Source organism: Arthrobacter sp. B1805 (assembly GCF_002929745.1).
GTDB lineage: Bacteria > Actinomycetota > Actinomycetes > Actinomycetales > Micrococcaceae > Arthrobacter_D.
In genome coordinates this window covers 190,154-216,863 of sequence record NZ_PJIQ01000005.1, presented here as the reverse complement: position 1 = coordinate 216,863, position 26,710 = coordinate 190,154, and the positions used below count along the sequence as shown (strand labels likewise).

General features: G+C 67.3%; 24 protein-coding genes. 15 read left to right on the top strand and 9 right to left on the bottom strand.

The window, feature by feature from the left end:
- The first annotated feature begins 49 nt into the window (after positions 1-49).
- The 6 genes from CXQ96_RS07825 to dnaE all read left to right on the top strand — a co-directional run bounded on the left by CXQ96_RS07825 (position 50) and on the right by dnaE (position 7,134).
- On the top strand, positions 50-571 hold the full coding sequence (locus CXQ96_RS07825; RefSeq protein ID WP_104117470.1) for a cell division protein SepF: 522 nt from the start codon (positions 50-52) through the stop codon (positions 569-571).
- Positions 572-630: 59 nt separating this feature from the next.
- Complete coding sequence (locus CXQ96_RS07820) at positions 631-921, top strand: YggT family protein (protein ID WP_104117469.1); 291 nt, start codon at positions 631-633, stop codon at positions 919-921.
- A gap of 147 nt (positions 922-1,068) precedes the next feature.
- Complete coding sequence (locus CXQ96_RS07815) at positions 1,069-1,725, top strand: DivIVA domain-containing protein (protein ID WP_104117468.1); 657 nt, start codon at positions 1,069-1,071, stop codon at positions 1,723-1,725.
- Positions 1,726-2,009: 284 nt separating this feature from the next.
- Entirely contained in the window at positions 2,010-2,597 is a 588-nt protein-coding gene (gene lspA, locus CXQ96_RS07810; protein WP_258058956.1) for a signal peptidase II, read from the top strand.
- Positions 2,587-3,522, top strand: coding sequence for an RluA family pseudouridine synthase (locus tag CXQ96_RS07805; protein WP_104117467.1), 936 nt, complete (start codon positions 2,587-2,589; stop codon positions 3,520-3,522). Before lspA ends, CXQ96_RS07805 begins: the two co-directional genes overlap by 11 nt.
- Before the next feature lie 75 nt (positions 3,523-3,597).
- Positions 3,598-7,134, top strand: coding sequence for a DNA polymerase III subunit alpha (dnaE, locus tag CXQ96_RS07800; protein WP_104117544.1), 3,537 nt, complete (start codon positions 3,598-3,600; stop codon positions 7,132-7,134).
- 133 nt (positions 7,135-7,267) lie between these two features.
- Here dnaE and CXQ96_RS07795 read toward each other — a convergent pair whose 3' ends face one another.
- Positions 7,268-7,795 (bottom strand): flavin reductase family protein, encoded by a 528-nt coding sequence (locus tag CXQ96_RS07795; RefSeq protein ID WP_104117466.1) that lies wholly within the window; start codon positions 7,793-7,795, stop codon positions 7,268-7,270.
- Between the two features lie 137 nt (positions 7,796-7,932).
- On the opposite strand from CXQ96_RS07795, the gene CXQ96_RS07790 reads away from it, so the two are divergent.
- The 3 genes from CXQ96_RS07790 (at position 7,933) to nrdR (ending at position 10,572) form a co-directional block, all read left to right on the top strand.
- Complete coding sequence (locus tag CXQ96_RS07790) at positions 7,933-8,460, top strand: hypothetical protein (RefSeq protein ID WP_104117465.1); 528 nt, start codon at positions 7,933-7,935, stop codon at positions 8,458-8,460.
- A 211-nt stretch (positions 8,461-8,671) separates the two neighbouring features.
- On the top strand, positions 8,672-9,970 hold the full coding sequence (gene hisD / locus CXQ96_RS07785; RefSeq protein WP_104117543.1) for a histidinol dehydrogenase: 1,299 nt from the start codon (positions 8,672-8,674) through the stop codon (positions 9,968-9,970).
- 104 nt (positions 9,971-10,074) lie between these two features.
- Positions 10,075-10,572, top strand: a complete 498-nt coding sequence (gene nrdR, locus CXQ96_RS07780; protein WP_104117464.1) for a transcriptional regulator NrdR — start codon at positions 10,075-10,077, stop codon at positions 10,570-10,572.
- A gap of 138 nt (positions 10,573-10,710) precedes the next feature.
- Here the strand turns inward: nrdR and ppgK are convergent, their stop codons facing one another.
- Entirely contained in the window at positions 10,711-11,523 is an 813-nt protein-coding gene (gene ppgK, locus CXQ96_RS07775) for a polyphosphate--glucose phosphotransferase (protein ID WP_104117463.1), read from the bottom strand.
- 77 nt (positions 11,524-11,600) lie between these two features.
- Positions 11,601-12,479, bottom strand: a complete 879-nt coding sequence (map, locus tag CXQ96_RS07770; protein ID WP_104117462.1) for a type I methionyl aminopeptidase — start codon at positions 12,477-12,479, stop codon at positions 11,601-11,603.
- Positions 12,480-12,576: 97 nt separating this feature from the next.
- Between map and CXQ96_RS18040 the strand changes: the two genes are divergently transcribed.
- On the top strand, positions 12,577-12,738 hold the full coding sequence (locus CXQ96_RS18040) for an SPOR domain-containing protein (RefSeq protein WP_137369373.1): 162 nt from the start codon (positions 12,577-12,579) through the stop codon (positions 12,736-12,738).
- A 34-nt stretch (positions 12,739-12,772) separates the two neighbouring features.
- On the opposite strand, the gene panB is transcribed toward CXQ96_RS18040, so the two are convergent.
- Positions 12,773-13,657 carry a 3-methyl-2-oxobutanoate hydroxymethyltransferase gene (panB, locus tag CXQ96_RS07765; RefSeq protein WP_104117461.1) on the bottom strand — a complete coding sequence of 295 codons (885 nt, stop codon included), beginning with the start codon at positions 13,655-13,657 and terminating at the stop codon, positions 12,773-12,775.
- Between the two features lie 327 nt (positions 13,658-13,984).
- Between panB and glnA (CXQ96_RS07760) the strand changes: the two genes are divergently transcribed.
- From glnA (CXQ96_RS07760) to CXQ96_RS18375, 3 genes are all read left to right on the top strand, one after another.
- The gene (glnA, locus tag CXQ96_RS07760; protein ID WP_104117542.1) at positions 13,985-15,325 is read left to right on the top strand and encodes a type I glutamate--ammonia ligase; all 1,341 of its coding nucleotides are present in this window, start codon (positions 13,985-13,987) and stop codon (positions 15,323-15,325) included.
- A gap of 38 nt (positions 15,326-15,363) precedes the next feature.
- Positions 15,364-18,372 (top strand): bifunctional [glutamine synthetase] adenylyltransferase/[glutamine synthetase]-adenylyl-L-tyrosine phosphorylase, encoded by a 3,009-nt coding sequence (locus CXQ96_RS07755; protein ID WP_104117460.1) that lies wholly within the window; start codon positions 15,364-15,366, stop codon positions 18,370-18,372.
- 104 nt (positions 18,373-18,476) lie between these two features.
- Positions 18,477-19,067, top strand: coding sequence for a hypothetical protein (locus CXQ96_RS18375; protein WP_181036395.1), 591 nt, complete (start codon positions 18,477-18,479; stop codon positions 19,065-19,067).
- Positions 19,068-19,312: 245 nt separating this feature from the next.
- Here the strand turns inward: CXQ96_RS18375 and glnA (CXQ96_RS07745) are convergent, their stop codons facing one another.
- Positions 19,313-20,737, bottom strand: coding sequence for a type I glutamate--ammonia ligase (gene glnA / locus CXQ96_RS07745; protein ID WP_104117459.1), 1,425 nt, complete (start codon positions 20,735-20,737; stop codon positions 19,313-19,315).
- A gap of 246 nt (positions 20,738-20,983) precedes the next feature.
- Here glnA (CXQ96_RS07745) and CXQ96_RS07740 point away from each other — a divergent pair, with 246 nt between their 5' ends.
- Positions 20,984-21,421 carry an RDD family protein gene (locus tag CXQ96_RS07740; protein WP_104117458.1) on the top strand — a complete coding sequence of 146 codons (438 nt, stop codon included), beginning with the start codon at positions 20,984-20,986 and terminating at the stop codon, positions 21,419-21,421.
- Between the two features lie 113 nt (positions 21,422-21,534).
- On the opposite strand, the gene CXQ96_RS07735 is transcribed toward CXQ96_RS07740, so the two are convergent.
- From CXQ96_RS07735 to CXQ96_RS18815, 4 genes are all read right to left on the bottom strand, one after another.
- A complete protein-coding gene (locus CXQ96_RS07735; RefSeq protein ID WP_104117457.1) occupies positions 21,535-22,287 on the bottom strand; it encodes a DUF4191 domain-containing protein in 753 nt (250 codons plus the stop codon).
- 71 nt (positions 22,288-22,358) lie between these two features.
- On the bottom strand, positions 22,359-23,360 hold the full coding sequence (lipA, locus tag CXQ96_RS07730) for a lipoyl synthase (RefSeq protein WP_104117456.1): 1,002 nt from the start codon (positions 23,358-23,360) through the stop codon (positions 22,359-22,361).
- Positions 23,357-24,055, bottom strand: coding sequence for a lipoyl(octanoyl) transferase LipB (gene lipB / locus CXQ96_RS07725; protein ID WP_104117455.1), 699 nt, complete (start codon positions 24,053-24,055; stop codon positions 23,357-23,359). Before lipB ends, lipA begins: the two co-directional genes overlap by 4 nt.
- Before the next feature lie 79 nt (positions 24,056-24,134).
- Positions 24,135-24,269, bottom strand: coding sequence for a hypothetical protein (locus CXQ96_RS18815; protein WP_258058938.1), 135 nt, complete (start codon positions 24,267-24,269; stop codon positions 24,135-24,137).
- Between the two features lie 352 nt (positions 24,270-24,621).
- Here CXQ96_RS18815 and CXQ96_RS07715 point away from each other — a divergent pair, with 352 nt between their 5' ends.
- Positions 24,622-26,673 (top strand): serine/threonine-protein kinase, encoded by a 2,052-nt coding sequence (locus tag CXQ96_RS07715; RefSeq protein WP_104117453.1) that lies wholly within the window; start codon positions 24,622-24,624, stop codon positions 26,671-26,673.
- The last annotated feature ends 37 nt before the right edge of the window (positions 26,674-26,710 follow it).

The following is a 26,710-nucleotide window of genomic DNA, read 5'->3' as shown; positions in this document are numbered from 1 at the left end:
CGGCACGCCCTGTATCCCACCAATCCACACTCTTATGACAGGAGTCACCATGGCTGGCGCACTGCGCAAGACAATGATCTACCTTGGGCTCGCCGATGGTGACGAGCACTACGAGCCCGAAGCGAAAAGCGCGCACAGCAGGAACGAGGATTACACAGTGGACTACGACCGCGACGAACGCCACCTCGAGGCGGCTCCCGCAGTGGCCCGGGTTGCTCCCGCAGAGGAGTACCGCGCACCGGTGACGCCCATCAAGCGCGCGCCGTCGTCGCGCGAGGATTCCGCCGCCCTGCGCCAGATCACCACGATCCACCCCAGGTCGTACAACGACGCCAAGCTGATCGGTGAGAGCTTCCGCGACGGAATCCCCGTGATCATGAACGTCACCGACATGGGCGAAGCCGATGCGAAGCGGCTCGTCGACTTCTCGGCGGGACTCGTCTTCGGCCTCCACGGCAGCATCGAGCGGGTCACCAATAAGGTGTTCCTGCTCTCGCCGTCGTATATTGAAGTCCTCGGCGAAGACCTGAAGGCAAGCGAAGCACAGACCAGCTTCTTCAACCAGAGCTGAGCCCTGCGGCCTCCACGGTCGCCACCGACCACCAAGGCCCCAAGGACTGGAACTGCTCCGTGAGTTTGGTATTCGCCCTGTTCTACCTGGTACTGATGCTGTTCCAGCTAGCCCTGATCCTGCGGATCGTGTACGACGCCGTCCAGGGATTCGCTCGTGACTGGCGTCCCCAGAAGCTCGCCCTGGTTGTCGCCTCCGGCGTGTACTCGGTGACGGATCCGCCCATCAAGGCCCTTCGCCGGCTCATGCCGCCGCTCCGTCTGGGCGGAATACAACTCGACCTGGCGTTCCTCGTGCTCTTCATCGTGGTGTTGATCCTGATGTCGGTCTCTGCGCGTCTCGCCGCCTAGCGTTCGAGTCCGTTTCGTGATGCAGTTCCAGAAGATATACGCTGATTCACAGTTCGACGTGAGTCCAGTGGTTCATGTCCACAATTCGGTACCGCAGTCATGCCCGCTCTTCCGGTGGGCCGGCTTCTATCAGTATGAGGTGACCAGATGGCTTTGACGCCAGAAGACGTTGTCAACAAAAGGTTCCAGCCGACGAAGTTCCGCGAGGGCTACGACCAGGACGAGGTGGACGACTTCCTCGACGAGATCGTCGTCGAGCTCCGCCGCCTGAACCAGGAGAACGAGGAATTGCGCCGCAGGCTTGCGGACGGTTCCTCCGACACCTCGCAGACCTCTGCGGTGCCCGCTCCGGTTGCCGCCAGCACGCACACCGAGGACGTCCCCGTCGAGGAGAAGGCGCCCGAGCCCGCTCCGGCCGCTCAGGAGCCCACCCCGGCCCCCGCGCCTGCAGCTCCCGCGCCGGTTGCACCCGCGGCCTCCGTCGGTACCGCCGAATCCGCTGCCGGCGTCCTCGCCATGGCGCAGCGCCTGCATGACGAGTACGTCAATGCGGGTGTCGAGCAGCGCGACAAGATCATCGCCGAAGCGCAGATCGAAGCCAGCGGCCTCGTCAACGACGCGCAGGAGAAGAGCCGCAAGACCCTCGGCGACCTCGAGCAGCAGAAGGCAGTGCTCGAGCGCAAGGTCGAACAGCTGCGCAGCTTCGAGCGGGACTACCGCTCGCGCCTGAAGGCCTACATCGAGGGTCAGCTTCGCGACCTGGACGCCCGCGGTTCGCTGGCCTCCGACACCTCGGCCTCCTAGGGCCTCCTAGCAGGACGTTCGGTCCGACACCCGTCGGGCCAGTGGAAGGGCCGGTTGCCGGGGTGGAACCCCGGGGGCCGGCCCTTCCGTCGTCGATCTCCCTGGCCACCCACCCGCGCCTACACCTTGGATGGACCGTGAACGAGCACCAGCCAGCCGACTCCACGCCCGAGCCGGACACCGCGAGCAACCCGTCCCAGGCGCCTGGCGCTGCCGCGAACAGAACTGAAGGTGCCGGTGCCCACAGTGGCGGGCGCGTCGCTCCTGCCGGCGAATCCGGGCACGTGCGCAGGCCCGCGGCACGCTACGGCGTCGTCATGCTCCTGTGCACGCTCGTCGCGTACATCTTCGACCAGCTCACGAAATGGTGGGTCGTGGCGACGATGACCGAGGGACAGGTGACGCCGGTTCTTCCACCGCTGCTCACGTGGCGCTTCATCCGTAATCCCGGGGCGGCGTTCTCGATCGGCACCGACTACACCTGGGTCTTCACGATCATCATGGTGGTCGTCGCGACTGCCATCGTGCTGCAGGTGCGGAAGGTCGCGTCGTGGGGATGGTCCATCGCGCTCGGTCTGGTCCTCGGAGGTGCTCTCGGCAACCTGACCGACCGGCTGTTCAGGGAACCTTCCTTCGGTCAGGGGCATGTCGTGGATTTCATCGCCCTACCCAACTTCGCGATCTTCAACATCGCCGACTCGGCCGTCGTCAGCGGCGTCGGACTCATCTGCCTGCTGACCCTGCGCGGCATCGGCATGGACGGCAAGCGCAGCACAGAGGGAGAAACCGCGGAAACCTCCACAGCCGGTTCGGCGACGGACGATGTCCCACCGGGCACGCGGGGCGAGGGTACGGATGACGATGGCAGGTGAACCACAGCACCTCGTGATCCCGGAGGCCGACGGCGGTAGCCGGGTCGACGCGGCCCTGGCGCGCCTGCTCGAGGTGTCCCGATCGGCAGTCGCCCAGTGGTGCGCCGACGGTCGCGTCCTGAGGAGCGGTTCCCGCCTGGCGAAGTCCGATCGGGTTCAGGCCGGCGAGCGGATCGATGTGGACCTGCCGGACCCCGAGGACAAGCACCGGATCATCCCGGAAGCGGTCGACGGCATGGGCATCCTCCTCGACGACGACGACTTCGTCGTCGTCGACAAGCCTGTCGGCGTCGCCGCGCACCCCTCGCCGGGGTGGGTGGGACCGACGGTCGTCGGTGCCCTCGCCGCTGCCGGGTACCGCATCTCGACCTCCGGCGCCCCCGAGCGCGTCGGGATCGTGCATCGGCTCGACGTCGGCACGTCGGGGGCGATGGTGGTCGCGAAGACCGAGCCCGCCTACACCGCCCTGAAACGCGCCTTCAAGGAGCGCACCGTGGAGAAGGTCTACCACGCCGTCGTGCAGGGTCTCCCCGAGCCGCTCAAGGGCACGATCGACGCCCCCATCGGGCGCCACCCCCATCACGAGTGGCGATTCGCCGTCATGGAGGGCGGCCGTGACTCGGTGACCCACTACGAGGTGCTCGAGGCGTTCGGCCGGGCCAGTCTCGTCGAGGTCCACCTCGAGACCGGCAGGACGCACCAGATCCGCGTGCACTTCTCGGCGCTCCGGCATCCCTGCGCTGGTGACCTGACCTACGGGGCAGACCCCCGACTGGCCGCGGAGCTCGGCCTGACCCGGCAGTGGCTGCACGCCCATCGACTGGGCTTCAGCCACCCCCGGACGGGGGAGCCGGTCTCGGTCTCGAGCCCCTACCCGGTCGATCTCGCCTACGCCCTGACGGCCCTGTCCAACGGTCTCGTGTGACACGCCGGAGCGACGTCGGGGGATAGTCCCGCGACGGCCGGTCGGGTGCAGGAGCACTAGACTTGGGGGGTGGCTATTCCTGCATCAACAGACTCGTTCGTCCATCTTCACAACCACACCGAGTACTCGATGCTCGACGGAGCAGCGCGACTGACGGACCTGTTCAGCCACACCGAGGAACTCGGGATGAACGCCCTCGCGACGACGGACCACGGGTTCGTCTTCGGGGCCTTCGACTTCTGGAGCAAGGCCAACAGTGCCGGTATCAAGCCGATCATCGGGGTCGAGGCCTACCTCACCCCGGGTACCGCCCGCAATGACCGCACGCGTGTGCAGTGGGGCGGTGGTGGGCGCGACGACGTGTCCGGTGCCGGCGCCTACACCCACATGACCCTCTGGTCCGAGACGACCGAGGGGATGCACAACCTCTTCCGGATGTCCTCCCTCGCCTCCCTCGAGGGCTACCTGTACAAGCCCCGCATGGACCGCGACCTCCTGCAGACCTACGGCAAGGGCCTGATCGCGACCACGGGCTGCCCCTCGGGCGAAGTGCAGACGAAGCTCCGACTCGGTCTCTACAACGAGGCGAAGCAGGCGGCATCGGACTTCCGGGACATCTTCGGGGCGGAGAACTACTTCTGCGAGCTGATGGACCACGGGCTCGACATCGAGCGGAACGTGAAGGCGGACCTGATCAAGCTCGCGAAGGAGCTCGGGCTGCCGCTCGTCGCCACGAACGACCTCCACTACACGCACGCCGAGGACTCGAAGGCCCACGCCGCGCTTCTCTGCGTCCAGTCCGGTTCCACCCTCGCCGACCCCAAGCGCTTCAAGTTCGACGCCGACGAGTTCTACCTGAAGTCCCCTGCCGAGATGCGCGCGATCTTCCGCGACTATCCCGAGGCCTGCGACAACACGCTGCTCATCGCCGAGCGGTGCGATGTCGAATTCAACACCAAGGCCAACTACATGCCGCGCTTCCCGGTGCCCGAGGGGGAGAACGAGCAGTCCTGGTTCGTCAAGGAAGTCGAGACGGGCCTGCAGTACCGCTATCCGGCAGGCGTGCCCGACGACGTCCGCAAGCAGGCGGAGTTCGAGGTGGGCGTCATCACGCAGATGGGCTTCCCGGGCTACTTCCTCGTTGTTGCCGACTTCATCAACTGGGCCAAGAACAACGGGATCCGCGTGGGTCCGGGCCGAGGCTCCGGTGCGGGCTCCATGGTGGCGTACGCCATGCGCATCACGGACCTCGACCCGCTCAAGCACGGGCTCATCTTCGAGCGCTTCCTCAACCCCGAGCGCGTGTCCATGCCCGACTTCGACGTCGACTTCGATGATCGTCGCCGGTCCGAGGTGATCCGGTACGTGACGGAGAAGTACGGCGACGAGCGCGTGGCGATGATCGTCACCTACGGCACCATCAAGGCGAAGCAGGCCCTCAAGGACTCCTCGCGTGTCATGGGCTATCCGTTCTCGACGGGCGAGCGGCTCACCAAGGCCATGCCGCCGGACGTGATGGGCAAGGGCCTCGCGTTGGCCGACGTCCACAACAAGGACGCCAAGCGCTACTCGGAGGCCGAGGAGCTGCGCGAGCTCCTGAAGACCGACGCGGACTCCGCGAAGGTCTTCGAGACGGCGCTGGGGCTCGAGGGCCTGAAGCGGCAGTGGGGCGTGCACGCCGCGGGCGTCATCATGTCGTCCGACCCGCTGATCGACATCATCCCGATCATGCGCCGCGAGCAGGACGGCCAGATCATCACGCAGTTCGACTACCCCACCTGCGAGGGGCTCGGACTGATCAAGATGGACTTCCTCGGCCTGAGGAACCTGACGATCATCACGGACGCCGTCGAGAACATCAAGGCGAACAAGGACACGGACCTCGTGCTCGAGGAGCTCGAGCTCGACGACAAGGAGTCCTACGAGCTGCTCGCCCGCGGCGACACCCTGGGTGTCTTCCAGCTCGACGGCGGACCCATGCGGTCCCTGCTGAAGCTCATGCGCCCCGACAACTTCGAGGACATCTCCGCCGTCCTGGCGCTGTACCGACCCGGACCCATGGGCGTGAACTCGCACACGAACTACGCCCTGCGCAAGAACGGGCTCCAGGACATCGAGCCGATCCACCCCGAGCTCGAGGGCCCGCTCGAGGAGATCCTCGGCGGGACCTACGGACTCATCGTCTACCAGGAGCAGGTGATGTCCGCCGCGCAGAAGCTGGCGAACTTCACGCTCGGCCAGGCGGACATGCTCCGGCGGGCCATGGGCAAGAAGAAGAAGTCCGAGCTCGACAAGCAGCAGGCCGACTTCTTCGCCGGCATGAAGGCCAACGGCTACTCGCAGGCCGCCATGGACAAGCTCTGGACTGTGCTGGAATCCTTCTCGGACTACGCGTTCAACAAGGCGCACACGGCTGCCTACGGTCTCGTGTCCTACTGGACGGCGTACCTCAAGGCCCACTATCCCGCCGAATACATGGCGGCCCTGCTCACCAGCGTGGGCGACGACAAGGACAAGCTCGCCATCTACCTCAACGAGTGCCGCCGCATGGGCATCACCGTCCTGCCACCCGACGTCAACGAGTCCAGCGTCAACTTCACCCCTGTCGGCAAGGACATCCGGTTCGGCATGGGCGCCATCCGCAACGTCGGCGCGAACGTCGTGGGTGCGATGGTGGGCGCCCGTGAGGAGAAGGGCGCGTTCACGTCCTTCTCCGACTTCCTGCAGAAGGTGCCCGCCGTCGTCTGCAACAAGCGGACCATCGAGTCGCTCATCAAGGCCGGCGCCTTCGACTCCCTACGGCACCCGCGCCGCGCCCTCGCCATGATCCACGAGGAAGCCGTCGACTCCGTGATCGTCCTCAAGCGCAACGAGGCGGCGAACCAGTTCGACCTCTTCAGCGCGTTCGACGACGACGGCGGCATGGGCGCCGGCGGACTGTCGGTGGAGGTCCCCGATCTGCCGGAATGGGACAAGAAGGACAAGCTGTCCTTCGAGCGCGACATGCTCGGGCTCTATGTCTCGGACCACCCGCTGCAGGGACTCGAGGGCATCCTCAGCCAGCACGCGGATTCGTCCATCCCGTCGATCATCAGCGAGGAGGGCCCGGCCGACGGCGCGATCGTCACCATCGCCGGCATGATCACGTCCCTCCAGCGAAGGATCGCGAAGAACAGCGGCAATGCCTATGCACGAGCCGAGATCGAGGACCTCGCCGGGTCGATGGAGGTGATGTTCTTCGGGCAGGTCTACGGTCCCATCTCGGCAGTCCTGGCGGAGGATCTGATCGTGGTGGTGCGCGGCCGCCTGCAGCGCCGGGACGACGGTGCCGTGATGCTCAACGCGCAGGAACTGACGGTGCCGGACCTCAGCGAGGGGCACTCGGGGCCCGTGGTGATCTCGATGCTGCAGCACAAGGCCACGGAGACCGCCGTGACCGCGCTGGGCGACGTGCTGCGAACCCATCCCGGCACGAGTGAGGTGCTGATCAGACTCAACGGTTCCCGCAAGGTCGAGATCATGAAGCTCGGCGTCGACCTGCGCGTCAATCCGACACCCGGCCTGTTCGGGGACCTCAAGGTACTGCTCGGGCCGGCCTGCCTCGACGCCTGACGGCGCCGCCTGCCTCGACGCCTGACGGCGCCGGATCAGGATCGCCTCGCCGCTGCGGGCCTACGGGTCGGGCGGCAGCGGGACGGGAGGTGCCGCGGGACGGGAGGTACCGGGGCCCGCCCGGCGGTGCGCGTCAGATGACGTAGTCAGTTGCCGTGGGCGTGCCGTAGCTGCCGCCGTGGTAGAGCAGGGGGGCGCCGTCGGGCCCGACGTTCCCGGCCACGACCTCGGCGACGACTACCGCGTTGTTCTCGAAGGACAGGCGCATGCTGATGCGGCCCACCAGCCAGCCGGCGACGTCCTTCAGGATCGGCACGCCCTCCGGCCCCGGCTCCCAGTGATCGCCGGTGAAGCGGTCCTTCGTGCGTGCGAAGCGGTTCGCGATGCCCTCGTTCTCCGTGCTGAGCATGTGGACCCCCACGAAGTTCGTGTTCGCGACGGCAGGCCAGGAGGACGACGTGCGCGCCATGTTGAACGAGAAGCGGGGCGGTTCGGCGGACAGCGAGGCAACCGATGTGGCCGTGAATCCGAAGGGGACGTCCTCGTAGGTCGCCGTGATGATGGCCACTCCGGCGGCATGGCGCCGGAAGACCTCGCGGAAGGATTCGCCGTGGAGCTCGGGTGCGGGCTGCGGTGCCGGCGCAGTGCTCGGTTCGTTCACGTGGTTCCTCCGGGGGATCGACGGCAAGGGACGACGCGGTGACAGGCGGCCCGCCGGATGACGAGCTGCCGCTCACGCTGCCACGACCACACTAGGCGCGGGGCCCGAACCATGAGCGGTTTGTTAATGTAGAAGTCATGCGCGCTAGCCAGGAGCCGGACACCGGTTCGACCAACTATCCGCCTCCCGTGTACGCAGTCGCCGAAGACCGGCGCTCCGTACCGCCTGCGGGGGTGTTCTGGTGGCTGGGTTCCACGGTCCTGCTGGGAGCGGCCCTCGGAGTGGCCTGGTGGCTCCTGGCCCCGACCGGACGGCTTTTCGGCGATCCCGTCGTCGCGACGGAGTGGGTTCTCCGGGATCTCACGTTCGCGGGCCTCGAACTCCTCGCCGGAATCGCGGTCGGCACCGTCGTCGCGCTCCGACTGAAACTGCCGGGGGTCGTGGCGCGGATCCTGGCCGCTGTCGGCGGTTCGGTCGTGGGGTCCGTCCTGGCGCTCGGCGTGGGGGAGGGCCTGGCCTACCTGCTCGGGCCGCACGGGCGTGACGAGTTGCCCGGGTCGGACTTCGTCCTGCAGTCCTACGGCGCGCTCGCGATCTGGCCCGCGGTCGCGGCAGTGATCATCTTCGTCACCGCCCTGATAGGTCTCGCTCGTCGGCAGGCCTGACAGCGTGCTGGAGGATCCCTCCCGAGGTAGTGGTCCTGCCCGGAAGTCTGCATGGCGCCCTCGTGGGTGCGCTGATCCGCGCCTAGAGCCCGCACACGGAGCGTCATGCCGGCACCGGCCGGACGCCCGGTCCCGATAGACTCTCAGGGTGAATTCAGCGCCCAGCACCTTCCCTCCCGTGGACTTCCGCACGATCGACCTGCGAGGACGCATGCTGTCGCCGGGCGAATTGAAGAGCCTGATGCCCCGGGCCGCGGCGAGTGCGCAGTCCTCCGAATCCGCGGTGCAAGCCATCATCGATGACGTCCGGGCACGCGGTTTCGACTCGCTGGGCGACCTGGCGCGCCGTTTCGACGGCGTCGAACTGGAGCATCCCCGCGTGCCGGCCGAGGTCATCCGGGCTGCCGTTGCCGGTCTCGACGACGACGTCCGCGCCGCGCTCGAGGAGTCCATCCGACGAGCGCGGCTGTTCGCGCAGGCGCAGGTCCCGGCGGATGTCGAGGTGGAGGTGGCGCCCGGCGCGCACCTCACCCACAAGTGGATCGCCGTCGACCGCGTGGGCCTGTACGTTCCGGGCGGCCTGGCCGTCTATCCGTCGTCCGTGGTCATGAACGTGGTGCCCGCGCAGGTGGCCGGTGTCGGCTCCATCGCTCTCGCATCGCCTCCGCAGAAGGAGTTCGGCGGCTGGCCGCACCCCGTGATCCTCGCCGCGGCGTCGATGCTCGGAATCACCGAGGTGTATGCGATGGGTGGTGCGCAGGCCGTCGCGGCTCTCGCATACGGCATCGACGGCGGGTCCGGCCAGGAAGCCATCGACCCGGTGAACGTCATCACCGGCCCTGGCAATGTCTTCGTCGCCACGGCCAAGCGGCTCGTACGCGGCATCGTGGGCATCGATTCGGAGGCCGGCACCACCGAGATCGCCGTGCTGGCGGATGCGACGGCCGACGCCGAGCTCGTCGCCGCAGACCTCGTCAGCCAGGCCGAGCACGACCCGCAGGCAGCCTCCGTGCTGGTGACCGACTCCGACGCCCTCGCCCTGGCCGTCGTCGACGCCCTGCGGGTGCGCGCAGCAGCGACGCGTCACGCGGACCGGGTGAGGACGGCCCTGTCCGGTCCGCAGTCGGGTGTGATCCTGGTGGACGACATCGAGCACGGTATCGCCGTGTGCGACGCCTACGCTTCGGAGCACCTGGAGATCCAGACGGCCGATGCGGCCGGTGTCGCCGGCCGTATCCGCAACGCCGGCGCCATCTTCGTCGGCGCCTACAGTCCTGTCAGCCTCGGCGACTACTGTGCCGGATCGAACCATGTCCTGCCGACGAGTGGAACGGCGGCGTTTGCCTCCGGCTTGAACGTCACCACGTTCCTGCGCGCAGTGCAGCTCGTGAACTATGGACGCGAAGCACTTCGTGAGGTGTCGTCGTCCATCGTCTCCCTGTCGGAGGCGGAGAACCTGCCCGCGCACGGGGAGGCCGTCACGGCCAGGTTCGACAGCGTCGGCCTCTGAGCTCTCCCGAGGGCCCCTGCCACTACATCTAGTAATTACAGTGTTGTTGTTTTCCCACATGTAGTTCTAGACTGGAATCCGATCACGCTGGTGGAAGGGGAACCGTGTACTGTCCGTACTGCCGCAACCCCGACTCCCGCGTCGTCGATTCCCGCCTCGCCGACGACGGCTCCGCGATCCGCCGTCGCCGCCAGTGCCCCCAGTGCGGCCGACGCTTCAGCACCGTCGAAACGACGAGCCTCAGTGTGATCAAGCGCTCGGGCGCGGGCGAGCCGTTCAGCCGCTCGAAGATCATCAACGGTGTCCGCAAGGCGTGTCAGGGCCGACCGGTGACCGAGGACGATCTCGCGCTCCTTGCACAGGAGGTCGAGGAGACCGTCCGAGCGAGCGGTGTCGCCGAGATCGATGCGCACGAGGTGGGTCTGGCTATCCTCGAGCCACTGCGCAAGCTCGACCAGATCGCCTATCTGCGCTTCGCCAGCGTCTACCAGGGCTTCGAGTCGCTCGAGGATTTCGAGGAGGCCATCCAGACCCTGCGCCAGCAGACGAAGGACCACGAGCGTGTCCCGACCGGGGCGCAGAGGCCGTTGACCGCGCAGTAGGCGCACATGAGACTCCGGTGGTGGCTGCGGAGGGGAAGCCGACGCCACCACCGGCACCACGCCCGACCCCTCGGGCCGCGGCAGACGCAGGAAGCCCGGTACGGAGGATCCGTACCGGGCTTCCTGCTCTTTCGGGTTTTAGGCCTTTGGACTGAAGAGCAGGGCCGCCTGCAGCGCCCCACCGACGATACCGGCGTGGTTCTTCAACTGGGCAGGGATGATCGGTGTGCGTAGCTGCAGCGACGGAAGGTACTCGCTGCTCCTCTTGGAGATTCCTCCGCCCACGATGAACAGCTCGGGAGAGAAGAGGAACTCCACGTGCGAGAAATAGCGCTGGAGACGGACGGCGTACTCGTCCCAGTCGATGCCGTCCCGTTCGCGTGCGACGGCCGACGCCCTGGTCTCCGCGTCATGACCGTCGATCTCCAGGTGGCCGAGCTCCGCGTTGGGGACCAGTATGCCGTCGAAGATGAACGCGGAGCCGATGCCGGTCCCGAGCGTGATGACGAGCACCGTGCCCATCTTGCCCTTGCCTGCTCCGTAGCGGACCTCGGCGAGTCCGGCGGCGTCGGCGTCGTTGATGACATGGACGTCGCGGCCGAGGACCCTCGTGAACAGCGCGTCCACATCGGTGTTGACCCAGCTCTTGTCGACGTTGGCGGCGGAGCGGGCGACCCCGTGCTGGATGATCGCGGGAAAGGTGACGCCGACGGGGACGTCGGCGGCCGGACCCTCGGGCCGCGACGAGAGTTCCGTGACGATCTGGGCGACGACCTCTGCGACAGCCTCCGGTGTCGAAGGCTTCGGGGTCGGGATGCGGTAGCGCTCACCGACGATAACGCCCTTCTCGAGGTCGACGATGCCGCCCTTGATTCCGGTACCGCCGATATCGACGCCGATGACGGTTGCCGGGAGCTTCTTCGATTTCTTCTTCTCGGTGTCCTTGGCCATGATTCTCCGTTGAAGTGCGGGCCGGCGTGAGCCGGGATGGGGGCGTAGCAGTATGCAGGGCGCGGTGGCGGTGATGCTCAGGGCAGTGTGAGGATCTCCGCACCGCGGTCGGTGACAACGAGTGTGTGCTCGAACTGCGCTGTCCTCTTCCGGTCCTTCGTGACGACGGTCCAGTCGTCCGCCCACATGGTCCAGTCGATGGTCCCGAGCGTCAGCATCGGCTCGATGGTGAAGACCATCCCCGGCTCGATGACGCGGTTGTAGGCGGGAGCGGCGTCGTAGTGGGGGATGATCAGTCCCGTGTGGAACGCTTCTCCGACGCCGTGCCCGGTGAAGTCACGGACAACACCATAACCGAAGCGCTTGGCGTAGGACTCGATGGTACGTCCTATGACATTGATCTCCCGCCCTGGCGCGACGGCACGGATGGCGCGGTTCAGGGACTCCTGGGTGCGCTCGACGAGCAACCGCGATTCCTCGTCGACGTCGCCGATGCAGAACGTGTAGTTCGTGTCGCCGTGGACGCCGTCCTTGTATGCGGTGATGTCGATGTTCAGGATGTCGCCGTCCTCGATCACCGTGTCGTCCGGGATGCCGTGGCAGATGACCTCGTTGAGCGACGAGCAGAGCGACTTCGGGAAGCCCCGGTACCCCAGGGTCGACGGGTACGCCCCATGGTCGAGCAGGAAGGTGTGGCCGATCCGGTCGAGCTCGTCCGTCGTGACGCCGGGCCTCGCGTGGTTGCCGACCTCGACGATGGCCTGCGCGGCGATCCTGCTGGCGACGCGGATCTTCTCGATGGTTTCCGGCGTCTTCACCTCGGAACCGGTGAAGGGTGCGGGAGCCTTGCGGCCCACGTATTCGGGGCGGGGGATGCTCGGCGGAACGGGGCGGCGGGGCGAGATCGTGCCGGGTGTCAAGGTCCCGAGGGGAGCGGTGGCGGAAGGCAGGGGCATACCCTTGATCCTATAGCGGGCGGAGTCGGCGCCTGAATGCCGACGTCGTCTGGATCGGCGGGTGACACGGCCCGTGCCCTGGATCTAGGAGGTCGGTATGACGGAGTACTGGTTCAATGTGCGCACGCACGAGGTCGAGGAGGACCGCCAATCGGACTGGTCGCAGCTGATCGGGCCATATGCCACAAGGGCGGAGGCGGAGAAGGCGCTCGAGAAGGTCCAGCAGCGCAACGAGGCCTGGGACAAGGACGACGACTAGCCAGCCGGCCCCGTCCTTCCCGAGTGCTCGCCGGCTAGAAGGCGTGCCCCGGACCCGGGAAGGTACCTGCGCGGACATCGTCCGCGTATGCCTTCGCTGCGTCCGCGAGGACGGTGCGGAGGTCGGCGTACTGCTTGACGAACCTCGCCTGCCGCCCGCCCCGAAGGCCCGCCATGTCCTGCCAGACGAGCACCTGGCCCGTCGTGCCGGAGCCCGCGCCGATCCCGATCGTGGGCACGCGGACGGCTGCCTCGACGGCGTCGGCCGTCTCCGCAGGGACCATCTCCATCAGCACGCAGAAGGCGCCGGCGTCCGCAAGGGCGACGGCGTCGTCGACAACACGCTGGGAGGCGTCTCCCCGGCCCTGCACGCGGTAGCCGCCGAGGGCGTGCTCGCTCTGTGGGGTGAATCCGATGTGCGCCATGACGGGGATACCTGCCCGGACGAGGGCGCGGACGGTATCGGCGTAGTCGGCTCCGCCCTCCATCTTCACGGCATGCACCAAGCCCTCCTTGAGCAGCCGGACGGAGGACTCCACTGCCTGCGCGGGGGAGACCTCATAGCTGCCGAAGGGCAGGTCCGCGACGACGAGGGCCCGGGTCGCGGCCCTGCTCACCGCGCGACTGAAGAGGATCATCTCGTCGAGGGTGATCGGCAGGGTCGTGGCGTGCCCCAGGACGTTGTTGGCCGCGGAGTCGCCGACGAGGAGGACATCGATGCCGGCCTCGTCGAACACCTGCGCCGCGTACTGGTCGTAGGCCGTCAGCATCGCGAAGCGGGTGCCCTGGTCCTTGGCCTGCTGCAGGTGGTGGATGCGAACTTTGCCGGTCGGTTTCGCAGCGGCAGGAGCACCCACCGGCGAAGCCGGCGTCGGGGCCGTTCCCTCTCCGTAGGGAGCAGGCAGTTCAGCGGAAGTCATGCCACGAGACTATCGGACCGTATGCAGGCGCCTTCCGGTGATAGCAGGTGGAGCGTTGCCGGCGGAGGGCGGGTCCTTCCGTCGGCAGGGCCCGCGTAACTGCCCGTTAACATGGGCACGCCAGAATGGGCAGGGCCGCCAGCCGCGAACTGCCCGTACGGGTCAGTAGAGTGTTGACGGCAGGCGCTCGCGTGCCCGGCGTACCGTGGGTGCGCCGGCGGGGAGGTGTGCCTCGATCGACGGTGCCGAACGTGCACGATGTCGGGCATGGACAGCCCGCCGCCCGCCAGGGCGGCGTCGGCGACGATTCAAGGAATGAGGGTGGTCATGGACCGGCAGCAGGAGTTCGTACTGCGAACGATCGAGGAGCGTGACGTCCGTTATGTGCGCCTGTGGTTCACCGACGTCGTCGGTTCCCTGAAGTCCGTCGCCCTCGCACCCGCGGAAGTAGAGGGAGCCTTCGAGGAGGGTCTCGGGTTCGACGGTTCGTCCATCGAGGGCCTCGCACGCGTGTACGAGTCGGACATGCTGGCACAGCCGGATCCCTCGACCTTCCAGATCCTGCCGTGGCGCGGTGACAAGGAGCAGACCTCCCGGATGTTCTGCGACATCCTCACCCCGGACGGTCAGCCGTCGAATGCCGATCCCCGCGGCGTCCTCAAGAAGACACTGGCGAAAGCCGCCGACATGGGCTTCACGTGCTACACGCACCCCGAGATCGAGTTCTATCTGCTGAAGTCGGCCGAACTGGGCGCGGACGGCCAGCCGGTGCCGGTCGACCAGGCCGGCTACTTCGACCACGTCCCGGGCGGTGTCGCCCAGGATTTCCGCCGCACCGCCGTGGCCATGCTCGAATCGGTGGGTATCTCGGTCGAATTCAGCCACCACGAGGCCGGCCCCGGCCAGAACGAGATCGACCTCCGGTACGCCGACGCGCTGCAGACGGCAGACAACATCATGACCTTCCGGACGATCATCAAGGAGGTCGCCCTCACCTCGGGCAGCTACGCGACCTTCATGCCCAAGCCTTTCTCCGAACACCCGGGCTCGGGGATGCACACCCACTTCTCCCTGTTCGAGGGCGACACCAACGCCTTCTTCGAGGCCGGCGCCGAGTTCCAGTTGTCCAAGACAGCCCGCCAGTTCATCGCGGGCATCCTTCGGCACGCACCCGAGTTCACCGCCGTGACGAACCAGTTCGTCAACTCGTTCAAGCGTCTGTGGGGCGGGGGCGAGGCCCCCAGCTACCTGTCCTGGGGCCACAACAACCGCTCGGCCCTGGTTCGCGTGCCGCTCTACAAGCCCAACAAGGGCCAGTCCGCACGTATCGAGTACCGAGGCATCGATTCCGCCAGCAACCCGTACCTCGCCTACTCGGTGCTGTTGGGCGCTGGGCTGAAGGGCATCGAGGAGGGCTACGAGCTCCCTGCCGCCGCCGAGGACGACGTCTGGAGCCTGACCGCCGCCGAGCGCCGCGCCATGGGACACGATCCGCTACCCGCGAGCCTGCACGACGCCATCCGGGTCATGGAGGACTCGGAGCTGGTGGCGGACATCCTCGGGGAGCAGGTCTTCGAGAACTTCCTGCGGAACAAGCGCGCCGAGTGGCACGACTACCGGATCCAGGTGACCCCGTACGAACTGCGCCGCAACCTCAATATCCTCTGACCCCGCTGACCGTTCTCCTGCTTGGCTAGTGTTGACGCATGAGCCTTAACCGCAAGCTGATCAGTTATGGCTTCACCGACCTCGAGAAGAGCAGGCGCTTCCTCGACGCGCCGGAGCTGCAGGGGCTGAACGACGACGACCTGTTCGCAGGGCTTTCTGCAGCCGCCAATCCGGACCTGGCGCTGCAGTCCTTCGTGCGGCTGCTCGCGGTCAGTCGGAAGGCTGCGTCCGCCGCCTTCTCCGACGACGGCCGGCGGAGGGCGCTGTTCAGGCTCCTGGGCGCCTCCGAGGCCCTCGGCGAGTTCCTCATGCGCCATCCCGAGCACCTCGACGTCGTCCGTCCAGGTCCGGCGTCGCCCGCGGTGGTGACGCCGGGAGAGCTGCGGGCCGCGTTGCTGTGCTCCGTCGACGCCGATCCGGACGAGGACAACCCGGTGGCCGGCGTGAGCGGCGTGGACGCGTACAAGAGCCTGCGGGTGGCGTACCGGCGGCACCTGACGGACCTCGCTGTCCGGGACCTCGGCCACTGCTCGCCCGTGGACTACCTCCCGGTCGTTGCGCGGGAGCTCGCCGACCTGGCCGCCGCAGCGCTCGAGGCATCCCTCGCCGTCGCACGTGCCGAACTCGGTGAGGTGTACGGACACGATGTCCTCGCGCGGGTCAAGCTCGCCGTGATCGCGATGGGCAAGTGCGGAGCGCGGGAGCTGAACTACATCTCCGACGTCGACGTGGTCTACGTGGTCGAGGGGGAGGGCCTCGACGACACGACCACGACGAGGATCGGGACAGGGCTGGCCTCCGGGATGTCCCGGGGCGTGTACTCGCCCGGCCCGGAACCGGCGCTGTGGGAGGTCGACGCGAACCTTCGGCCCGAGGGTAAGGACGGACAGCTCGTCCGGACGCTCCAGTCACATGTGTCCTACTACGAGCGGTGGGCGAAGACGTGGGAGTTCCAGGCGCTCCTGAAGGCGCGGGCCGCGGCGGGGGATCCGGAGCTCGGCCGGCGCTACGAGGAGGCCATCGCCCCCTTCGTCTGGGCATCCTCGCAGCGCGAGGGGTTCGTGGAGGCGGTCAGGGCGATGCGGCGACGTGTCACCGACAACATTCCGCGCGACGAGGAGGCACGCCAGCTCAAGCTCGGACCAGGCGGCCTGCGCGACGTCGAGTTCACGGTACAACTGCTCCAACTCGTGCACGGGCGCCTGGATGAGTCGTTGCGGGTCCGGGATACCGTCGCCGCCATCGCTGCGCTCAGCTCGGCCGGGTACATCGGTCGATCGGATGCCCTCGACCTCGATGACGCCTACCGCTACCTTCGTGTCCTCGAGCACCGGATCCAGCTCATGCAGATGCGTCGGACGCACCTCATGCCGGAGGACGAGAGCGCCCTGCGCGCGCTGGCCCGGTCCTCCGAGGGATGCATGGTGACCGTGCGCCCGAGTGCGCAGAGCCTGCACGAGAAGTGGCAGCGGACCCGACGGCTCGTCAAGCGCCTCCATGAGGCGATCTTCTACCGCCCACTGCTCAACAACGCGGCGACCCTGCAGCCCGAGGACGTCCAGCTGACAGCAGAGGCTGCGCAGGCCCGGCTGGCGGCTCTCGGCTACCAGGACCCCCGCGGTGCCATGCGCCATATCGAGGCACTCACGGGAGGGCTGCGGCGCCGCGCATTGCTGCAGAAGCAGCTGCTGCCCATCCTCCTGGCCTGGTTCGCGGACGGCGTCGATCCTGACGCCGGCCTGCTGGGGTTCCGCCGCCTCAGCGAGTCCCTCGGCGAGAGCCACTGGTACCTCGGCATGCTCCGCGATTCCAACGCGGCGGCCGAACGTCTCTGCGCCGTCCTGTCCAGCAGCCGTTTCATCACCGACCTGCTGGAGGTCTCGCCCGAGTCCACGCAGTGGCTCGGTTCCGACGCGGCGCTGGTGCCCGAGACCTTCGACGAACAGTGGCAGGAGATCCAGTCGAAGATGTCCCGGCACCCCGAGCCTGGTGAGGCGATCCGGCTGATCCGGCTCATCCGCCGCCGTGAGCTTCTGCGCATCGCCATTGCCGACAGCTCGAACCTGCTCTCGCAGGCGGAGGTCGGAGCGGCCCTTGCGGACACCGATCGTGCTGCTGTCCTCGGAGCCCTGCACGTAGCGGAGAACCAGGTCTTCTCGCAGGAGGAGCAGCTCACCGACGTCGTCGTCATGGCGATGGGTCGGCAGGGAGGCAGGGAGATCACGTACGGTTCCGACGCCGACGTGATCTACGTGCACCGGCCCTTCCCCGGCGTCGACGAGTCGACGGCGCAGAAGCAGGCCGAGACGATCGTGGCGCGCCTGGCCGCCCTGCTGACCCAGCCGTGCAAGCCGCCGGTCCTCGCCGAGCGCGTGCTGGAGATCGACGCAGCCCTCCGGCCAGAGGGCAAGCAGGGTGCGATGGTGCGCTCCATCGATTCCTACCGGGAGTACTACCGCCGCTGGTCGCTCGTCTGGGAGGCGCAGGCGCTCCTTCGGGCGCGGCCCCTGGCCGGCGACGACGACCTGGCGGCCGAGTTTCTGGACCTGATCGGACCCGTGCGATATCCGCAGGAGCTCGGCGAGTCCGACGTCCGCGAGATCCGACGCATCAAGGCCCGGGTGGAGGCGGAGAGGCTACCCCGTGGTGCCGATCCGTCACGCCACCTCAAACTGGGTCGCGGTGCCCTCAGTGACGTCGAGTGGCTCGTGCAGCTCCTCCAATTGCAGCACGCGCATGCGATCCCGGCCCTGCGCGTGCAGTCCACGCTCGCGGCCCTCGAGGTGATCGAGGCAGAGGGCCTGCTGCCGACGGAGGACGTCGTCACGCTGCGCGAGAGCTGGAACCTCGCTACGCGGATCCGGGCGGCGAACGTCATCTGGACCGGGCGCGGATCCGACCTGCTGCCGTCCCCCCGCCGGGACCTCGAAGCGGTGGCGCGGTGGTGCGGTTACGGACCGGGCAGTGGCTCCGAGCTCGAGGAGGACTACCTGCGGGCGACACGCCGCAGCCGTGCGGTCTTCGAACGGCACTTCTACGGGTACTAGCTGCACGGACTCCGCTCTCGGCTCCGCTGACCGATTCCTATACAGACCTCGGCCGGTGGACATAGAGTTGCGGAACCGGATCAACGCTCGATCGAGGAGTGGCAGTGGCTGGACGACGCGCGGGCCCTCCGACAGCCGGCCGCCTCAGGTCCCTGACACTGATTGCGGCCGCCCTGCTGTTCTGCGCCGGGGTCGTCGTCGCCGGCATCACGCTCGCGGGGACCATGCGGGGACCTGCCGCCCCTGCCCCGGCACCTGCCGAGGCCCCGGCAGCGGAACCGGCCCCCGAAAGCCCCCCGGCTCCGCAGGCAGGCGAAGCCGGGGAACAGGACGACGGCGCCGCCGGGGCTCCCGACCCTGTCGGGGATCCGGCGTCCGACCGTGCGGCCGCGTGGGAACGCACCGCCCTGACGCGTCTGGGAGTCCCGGACTGGGCGGGAGCCTGCGAGGATACGGAGGCACGCTGGGCCTGCTCCGTCGCAACGATCGAATCCCCTGCCGAGGGCGAACTGGTCGCCGTCCTCCGTGACGACCAGAACGACGCCGAGCTGGGCGAGACATCCGCCGAGGCGCTGATGCACCTCATCGGCTTCACCGACCCGACGCTCCAGCTCGTCACCACCACCGATGCGGACGGCAGCTGGAGCCACGCATTCACTCGCAGCGCCTCCAGCCTGCTCAATCCCCGGATGTGAGACCAGGAAGGTCCAAGGGGGCGGACTCTTCCGGACCTGGGGCCCGGGCCACCCTGCCTGTTCCGCCACAGGCCACCCTGCCTGTTCCGCCACAGGCCCCGAGCCGGTTCCGCCACCGGCCTCTCGGGGAGTGCTACTACAACGCAAAAGTCCCTCCCGTCATCGGACGGGAGGGACCTTCGAAACAGCTTGAGCAGGTCATGCGGACTGTCGACGGCCCAACTCCGCCTCCGGCCCGTCAGCTGCTAGACGCCGTAGTAGAGCTCGAACTCGTAGGGGTTCGGGCGCAGTGAGAGCGGCTTGATCTCCATCTCGCGCTTGTACTCGATCCAGGTGTCGATCAGGTCCTGCGTGAAGACGTCGCCGGCCTGCAGGAACTCGTTGTCCGCTTCGAGGGCAAGGAGGGCTTCTTCAAGCGATCCGGGCGCCTTCTGGATGTCCTTGGCTTCCTCGGCGGGCAGCTCGTAGAGGTCCTTGTCGATGGGCTCAGCCGGCTCGATGCGGTTCTTGATGCCGTCCAGGCCCGCCATGAGCTGCGCGGCGAAGGCGAGGTAGGGGTTCGACGAGGGGTCCGGCGCGCGGAACTCGATGCGCTTGGCCTTCGGGTTGGACCCCGTGATGGGGATGCGGATTCCTGCGGAGCGGTTGCCCTGCGAGTAGACCATGTTCACCGGAGCTTCGAAGCCCTTGACCAGTCGGCGGTAGGAGTTCACCGTCGGGTTGGTGAAAGCGAGCACGGCGGATGCGTGCTTCAGGAGGCCGCCGATGTACCAGCGCGCCATGTCGGACAGGCCGGCGTAGCCGCGCTCGTCATAGAACAGGGGCTGTCCGTCGCTCCACAGCGACTGGTGGCAGTGCATGCCCGACCCGTTGTCACCGAAGATGGGCTTGGGCATGAAGGTGGCCGACTTGCCCCAGGCGTTGGAGACGTTCTTGACGATGTACTTGAACTTCTGGAGGTCGTCCGCCGCGTGGGTCATGGTGGTGAACTTGTAGTTGATCTCCGCCTGACCGGCACCGCCGACCTCGTGGTGCGAGCGCTCCACCTCCAGACCGGCCTTGTCCAGCTCGACGCAGATCGCGTCGCGGAGATCGGCCTGCTTGTCGACGGGCGAGACCGGGAAGTATCCGCCCTTGAACGGCGTCTTGTTGCCGAGGTTGCCGCCCACTTCCTCGCGGCCGCTGTTCCAGGGCGCCTCGATCGAGTCCACCTTGTAGAAGCTGCCCTGTGGGGACGACTCGTACTGGACGTTGTCGAAGATGAAGAACTCGGCCTCGGGAGCGAAGAACGCGGTGTCCGCGATGCCGGTGGAGGAGAGATATGCCTCAGCGCGCTCGGCGACGCTGCGGGGGTCACGGTGGTAGGGATCACCGGTGCGTGGGTTGACGATCGAGAAGTTGAGGGCGAGGGTCTTCTCCGTCCGGAACGGGTCGACGAACGCCGTCGTCACGTCCGGGATGAGCTGCATGTCCGACTCCGCGATGCCCTGGAAACCGCGGATCGAGGATCCGTCGAAGAGCTGCCCGTGGATGAAGAAGTCGGCATCGACAGACTTGGCGGGAACGTTGAAGTGCTGCTGCACCCCCGGGAGGTCGGTGAACCGGACATCGACAAACCTGATGTCTTCGTCGGCGATGAACTTGAGGACCTCGTCCGCATTCTTAAACATCGATTCATGCTCCTAACGCATGGCTGGGGAAAGACCCGGCGCCAGCGCGTGTCCCTGCACCGCACGGGATGTCACGAGCTATGGCAGGGACGCTGCCGCCGACTCGTCCCAACTGTAGGAGCGGGCAGTTTCTCGCTGGTGTCGTCTTTGTTTCCGGGACGTTACATGAGGGCAACTGCGCCTCCCAGCCTAGCGCCCTGAACTCCATGCGGGCATAATGCGCCCGCTCGCCGGTAGGCTGACAGCGTGGTGAACAGACGTGATATCGGCTCGTGGATGGAAGGCCCGTCGCCGTCGGGCAGCCAGCAGTGGCCCGGCCAGAGGCTCGGGCGGCCCGAGTCAGGTCCGGGGTCGATCGCCCGGTTCGGCCCCAGGGCGGGCGCGCTCCTCATCGACTGGGTGATCTGTTCGCTCCTCTCCGCCGCCTTCTTCGGATACGACGGATTCGCGACGCTCTCGATCTTCCTGGTGGAGCAGATCCTGTTCGTCGGCTTCTTCGGCTACAGCATCGGGCACCGCCTCCTGCGTCTCCAGGTGCAGACACTCGATGGCCGCCCGGCAGGCTACCTGACCGCGATCCTCCGCAGCGTGCTGCTGTGCCTCGTGATTCCGGCGCTGATCATCGACGCCGACCAGCGGGGCCTTCATGACCGGGTCCGGGGCACCGCGCTCTTTCGGATCTAGGCGGCGTCCCCCACCTGGACCACGAACAGGTGCCTGCGCGGTCCGCGGATGAGAAAAGCCCCTCCCCATCAGGGGGAGGGGCTCTTGATCGTCAGCCGTGGGAAGGACAGTTGTCAGCGTCCGCGCATCGCCTTACGGTCGGGGCGTGCCTTGAAGGGGTCGACACCCTTGGGGATCGGCAGCTTGGTGCCGAGCGCGCTGAGACGCTTGTCGACGGCGTAGACCTCCTGCTTGGTCAGCGACTTCTTCAGCTTCTGCAGGGTCTTCGGCAGCTTTGCGAGGGGCACCTGCCGCTCACCGCGTCCGCTCTCGATGATGTGGACGGGCACGTTGGGGATGATGCGTGCCATCTTGCGCTTCTCGCCGTCGATCAGCTGCTTTACGCGGGTGGAAGGTCCCTCGGACACCAGGATGACGCCGGGTCGGCCGATGACCCGGAACACGGCGTCCTGCGTACGCGGGTTCACGGCGACCGGCTGCTCCTGCAGGATCCAGCCGCGGCGAAGAACGCTCAGGGCAGCACCTGCGGCACCGGGCTTCCCCTCGATCTGCGAGAACGCCGCGCGTTCGGCACGACGCGACAGGATGAAGATCGCCGCGAGGAACGCGAGGGGGATCGCGATGATCATGAGCGTGATGACGTTGTCGATCAGGAGACCGATCAGCAGACCTACTGCGATGATCCCGATGAAGGCGAGCAGCATGAACCAGACGACGCTGGGGTCGTTGCGCCGCGTCATCTTGAAGACCTCGGACACCTGCTTCATGCGCCCGGTCTTCTTCGGGCCCTTCTCGGCCTTCGGCTTCCGGGAGAAGAGACGGCGCTTGGGCGCGGGAGAACCTGAGGGATCAATCGTGTGCGACATAGTTCTTCGATTCTACGGGATGTCTGGAGCACGACGGCGGCAGCGGCCGACCTGTGGGCACGGCGCCTGCGTCAGCCGGCGAGGAGGGAGGATGCTTCCTGGGTAGCCGAGCCCGACTCGTCCAGGTGGGCGAGCTCAGCCGGTAGTTCCAGTCCCTTCTTGCGCATCGCCCGTGCCCACAGGCGGCCTGCCCGGTAGGACGAGCGGACCAGCGGCCCGCTCATGACCCCGAGGAAGCCGATCTCCTCGGCCTCCTCGCTCAGTTCCACGAATTCGCCCGGCTTCACCCAGCGGTCCACCGGCAGGTGTCGCTCGCTCGGGCGGAGGTACTGCGTGATCGTGATGAGGTCACAGCCCGCCTGGTGCAGGTCGCGCAGGGCTGAGGAGATCTCCTCGCGCGTCTCGCCCATGCCGAGGATGAGGTTCGACTTCGTCACCATGCCTCGATCGCGTCCCTGGGTGATGACGTCGAGGGAGCGCTCGTAGCGGAAGGCAGGACGGATACGCTTGAAGATCCGGGGGACCGTCTCCACGTTGTGCGCGAATACCTCCGGTGCGGCATCGCAGATCGCCGCAATGTGCTCGGGCCGTCCGGAGAAGTCCGGTATGAGGATCTCCACCCCGGTTCCGGGGTTCATGCTGTGGATCTGGCGGATCGTCTCGGCATAGAGCCATACGCCCTCGTCGGGCAGGTCGTCACGGGCTACGCCCGTGACCGTCGCGTAGCGCAGGTTCATCGACCTGACCGACTGCGCGACCTTGAAGGGCTCGCTGCGGTCGAGCGGCTGCGGTTTGCCGGTGTCGATCTGGCAGAAGTCGCAGCGCCTGGTGCACTCCGAGCCACCGATGAGGAAGGTTGCCTCCCGGTCCTCCCAGCACTCGAAGATGTTGGGGCAGCCTGCCTCTTCGCAGACGGTGTGCAGGCCTTCCTTCTTCACGAGATTCTTCATCGCCACGAACTCGGGGCCGATGTTGACCTTCGCCTTGATCCAGTCCGGCTTGCGCTCGACCGGAGTTTCGGCGTTGCGCGCCTCGATGCGCAGCAGGCGGCGACCCTCGGGTGCAAGGCTCACAGTAGGGCTCCTTCTGACGGGATGTCGTGGGCGCTGCCGGCGTCGTCCTCGCCCACCAGCAACGCCTCATTCTTGCGCAGTTCGGCCTCGATAAGCGAAACGACCGCTTCCGGGGTGACGGTGCGGCCGCACTCGCTGGAGATGGAGGTGACGCCTGCGTCGCTGATACCGCATGGAACGATCTGCTGGAAGGGCCCCAGGTCGTTGCTGCAGTTCACGGCGAAACCGTGCATCGTCACGCGGTCCTTCACGCGGATACCGATGGCAGCGATCTTCCGCGTCGGTCTGCTGTCCGTCGCGGCCAACCACACTCCCGACCTGCCGTCGATCCTGATGCCGTCGATGCCGAAGTGCCGGAGGGCGGTGATGATGACCTCTTCGAGCGTGTGGACGTAGTCCGCCACCCGCGCGGGATCCCGCAGCCTGAGAATCGGGTAGCCGACCAGCTGGCCCGGGCCGTGCCACGTCAGCTTCCCGCCGCGGTCGACGGGAACTACAGGAGTTCCGTCGAAGGGACGCTCGTGGTCCTCCGTGCGCTTGCCAGCCGTGTACACAGCCGTGTGTTCGAGCAGGAGGACCGTGCTGGGCGAGGTGCCATCGACCACCTGCTCGTGCAGGGTCCTCTGCATGTCCCATCCGTCGGTGTACTCGATGAAATCGGGGGCGAGACCGACGCGTGACAGCACAAAAGTCATGATCCTAGGGTAGTCCCGTTCACGGACAGTATTCGTCGGCCTGTCGACGTCGTTCGATCGACCCGCACCCGTCGATCCGTCACCCGCCGGGCAACTCGAACACCGCTGCGAGACGCACCAGCCGCCACTCACGGCCGGTACCGCGAACCTCGAAGGACAGCACGGGGGAGCCGGGGTCTACTTGTGCCTGGAACCTCCAGAAGTCGGTTCTCACACTGCAGGTGGAGGGTTCCTCATCGGGGCGGGACGACCGGACAGGCAGGAACCGCCAGGTGGACCAGTGCAGGCCGCTCCCGACCACGTGCCATAGTGATCCTCGCCAGCTCAGGCAGGAGGGCTGAGCATCGCGGTCCGAGGGGTGGAACGACAGCGACACAACGTCATCGAGCGGTCGCCACGTCCTGGGTGCGAGCGAATTGAACTCCATCGATGAACCTGTCCGAAGAGAAGCTGTGGGGGTCAAATTAGAACACATGTTCTAGTCCCGTGCCCCGAATCCGTCCTCTGCCGTAGGAGACACTGTGGATAACCGTAGGCGGCCGCGCGCACTGCCCTAGAACTGATGCATGAGCGATGTGACGTCATCCGGGCGCCGAGGGAGCAGGGGCGGCACGCTACCGGCTGCATTCTCCGGAACGCGATCGGCAAGTGCAGCGGCGGGCACCATCGAGCCACCCACGCCCCCTTCCGCGGTTGCCGGGTTCCGCGTGGGACGCCTCCTCGGTCAGGGCGGTTCCGCGCTCGTCTGGCTGGTGACGGACGAGCGGGGCCGGCGGTTCGCCCTCAAGGTGGCCAGGACGCCCCGAACCCACGCGGAATCAACCGGTCAAGTGGCCGTGCCGGCCGCACCGGCGGAGGCGGACACGCGCAGAAGGGGCCGCCGCGCAGCCCCTTTCCCCGACGATGGCACCCCCGCGCTTCCGCCGGTGCGGCTGCACTTCCGCTCGGACGAGGATCATCCGGGCCCGGTGGTACCCGATCGAGACTCCGGGAGGGACGGTATCGAGCGTGAGCTCCGGCTCCTGCAGCGGTTCACGCACGAACACCTCGTTCAGGTTCATCGCCTGGTCGACACCGACCAGGGGCCGGGCATCGTGATGGACCTGGCGGCTGGCGGGTCCCTCCTGGGGCTCGTCACGAGCCGCGGGCCCCTGCCCATCCCCGAGGTCGTCACGGCCCTGGTTCCCGTTGCCCAGGTACTCGGACATCTCCACGGAGCAGGCGCGCTGCACGGCGACGTGACGCCGGGGAACATCCTGTTCACGCACGAGGGCAAGCCGCTGCTCGGCGATCTCGGCGTCGTAAGACTGCTCGGCTCGGACCCCGGCGCCGTTGCCGGGACAGCCGGATTCGTCGACCCCACGGGCAGCGGTTCCTTCGATGCGGCGTCCGACATCTTCGCACTCGCTGCGGTGGCCTGGTTCGCGCTGACCGGGCGGATTCCCGGTCCTGCCGAGCACCGGCCGCCACTCGCGCTCATCGTCCCGGACGTGCCACCGGCACTGATGCAGCTCATCGAGGACGGCCTGAGCCCGCGTAGGGAACGCCGTCCCAGCGCCGATAGCTTCGCACGGTCACTGCTGGGCAGTTCGAAGCCCGAGCCGATCAACCTGGTGCCGGCCGTCCATGCCAGTGTCCGGCCTGAGCTGCGGACCCAGCGCGCTGTCGCGGCTTCCGCCCCGACGCAGTCGTGGTGGAAACGGCGCACCGCTTCAGGGTCCGGTTCCCGGCCGCGCGGCTTCACGCGGGCCCGCGCGCTACCTGACCGTGTCCCGGAGTCTCCCCGTTGCGAAGTGGCCCTGCCGGATCCTGCCGACAGCCGGAGCCGGGCACGGGGAGGCAAGGGGCCGAACGAACCGCGAGCGCGGGGTTTTCTCGCCATCGCAGCCGGGATGGCCGCTGTCGTCCTGCTCGTCGCGGGAATCGTGCTGACTGTCGGCGGGCAGCCCGCATCGGACTCCTCCGCGACCGTACAGACATCGTCGGCTCAGGATCAGGGGGCGGGCTCAGGAAGCAAGCACCCAGGGGCCGAGCAGAAGCCGGGCACGCCGTCCACCTCCTTCTCCGACCAGGAAGTGCCCGGGCGATCGCCACGGGGTGAGGCGCCTCCGAACGAGGGATCGAACGTTGACCCTACCGTGGCACTCGACGAACTGGCGGATCTGCGGGCCTCAGCCTTCGCCACGGCGGACGCCGGCCTCCTGGTGGCGGTCGACGTCGAGGGCTCACCGGCGATGACTGCAGACCGCGAGGCGGTGGCTGCGCTCGCAGACTCGGGCAAGAGCCTCAAGGACCTGACGATCGATATCCGGGACTCCTCCGTCCTCACAGCGGGGGAGCTCTCCGCGATGCCGGCGGTCGGCAGTCTTCCTTCCGTCACCGGGCCGCCGGCTGCCACCCACGTCGCCGTGGTCAGGGCCACGGCCAAGCTCTCGTCCTACACGGAAACGGCCGCTTCATCTCCGGCGTCATCTCCTGTGTCACCTCGAGCGAGCGCCGCACCCGACGCGGACGAGCCTGGACGGGTGATGGCCGCGGGCCAGCAGGAGCTCCTGTTCATCCTCTGGAACTCCGGGGAGGGCTGGCGGATCCACTCCGTGGTCGCTCCTACGGATTGACGGGAGCCCGGTCCGCCCGGTCCGCTCGTCGCACCTT

Excerpts from the sequence above, each read along its gene's own strand:
- CXQ96_RS07825 (WP_104117470.1), top strand. The coding sequence starts at position 50 with ATGGCTGGCGCACTGCGCAAGACAATGATCTACCTTGGGCTCGCCGAT.
- CXQ96_RS07815 (WP_104117468.1), top strand. The coding sequence starts at position 1,069 with ATGGCTTTGACGCCAGAAGACGTTGTCAACAAAAGGTTCCAGCCGACG.
- CXQ96_RS07805 (WP_104117467.1), top strand. The coding sequence starts at position 2,587 with ATGGCAGGTGAACCACAGCACCTCGTGATCCCGGAGGCCGACGGCGGT.
- CXQ96_RS07790 (WP_104117465.1), top strand. The coding sequence starts at position 7,933 with ATGCGCGCTAGCCAGGAGCCGGACACCGGTTCGACCAACTATCCGCCT.
- hisD (WP_104117543.1), top strand. The coding sequence starts at position 8,672 with ATGCTGTCGCCGGGCGAATTGAAGAGCCTGATGCCCCGGGCCGCGGCG.
- ppgK (WP_104117463.1), bottom strand. The coding sequence starts at position 11,523 with ATGGCCAAGGACACCGAGAAGAAGAAATCGAAGAAGCTCCCGGCAACC.
- map (WP_104117462.1), bottom strand. The coding sequence starts at position 12,479 with ATGCCCCTGCCTTCCGCCACCGCTCCCCTCGGGACCTTGACACCCGGC.
- CXQ96_RS18040 (WP_137369373.1), top strand. The coding sequence starts at position 12,577 with ATGACGGAGTACTGGTTCAATGTGCGCACGCACGAGGTCGAGGAGGAC.
- panB (WP_104117461.1), bottom strand. The coding sequence starts at position 13,657 with ATGACTTCCGCTGAACTGCCTGCTCCCTACGGAGAGGGAACGGCCCCG.
- glnA (WP_104117542.1), top strand. The coding sequence starts at position 13,985 with ATGGACCGGCAGCAGGAGTTCGTACTGCGAACGATCGAGGAGCGTGAC.
- CXQ96_RS07755 (WP_104117460.1), top strand. The coding sequence starts at position 15,364 with ATGAGCCTTAACCGCAAGCTGATCAGTTATGGCTTCACCGACCTCGAG.
- glnA (WP_104117459.1), bottom strand. The coding sequence starts at position 20,737 with ATGTTTAAGAATGCGGACGAGGTCCTCAAGTTCATCGCCGACGAAGAC.
- CXQ96_RS07735 (WP_104117457.1), bottom strand. The coding sequence starts at position 22,287 with ATGTCGCACACGATTGATCCCTCAGGTTCTCCCGCGCCCAAGCGCCGT.
- lipB (WP_104117455.1), bottom strand. The coding sequence starts at position 24,055 with ATGACTTTTGTGCTGTCACGCGTCGGTCTCGCCCCCGATTTCATCGAG.
- CXQ96_RS07715 (WP_104117453.1), top strand. The coding sequence starts at position 24,622 with ATGAGCGATGTGACGTCATCCGGGCGCCGAGGGAGCAGGGGCGGCACG.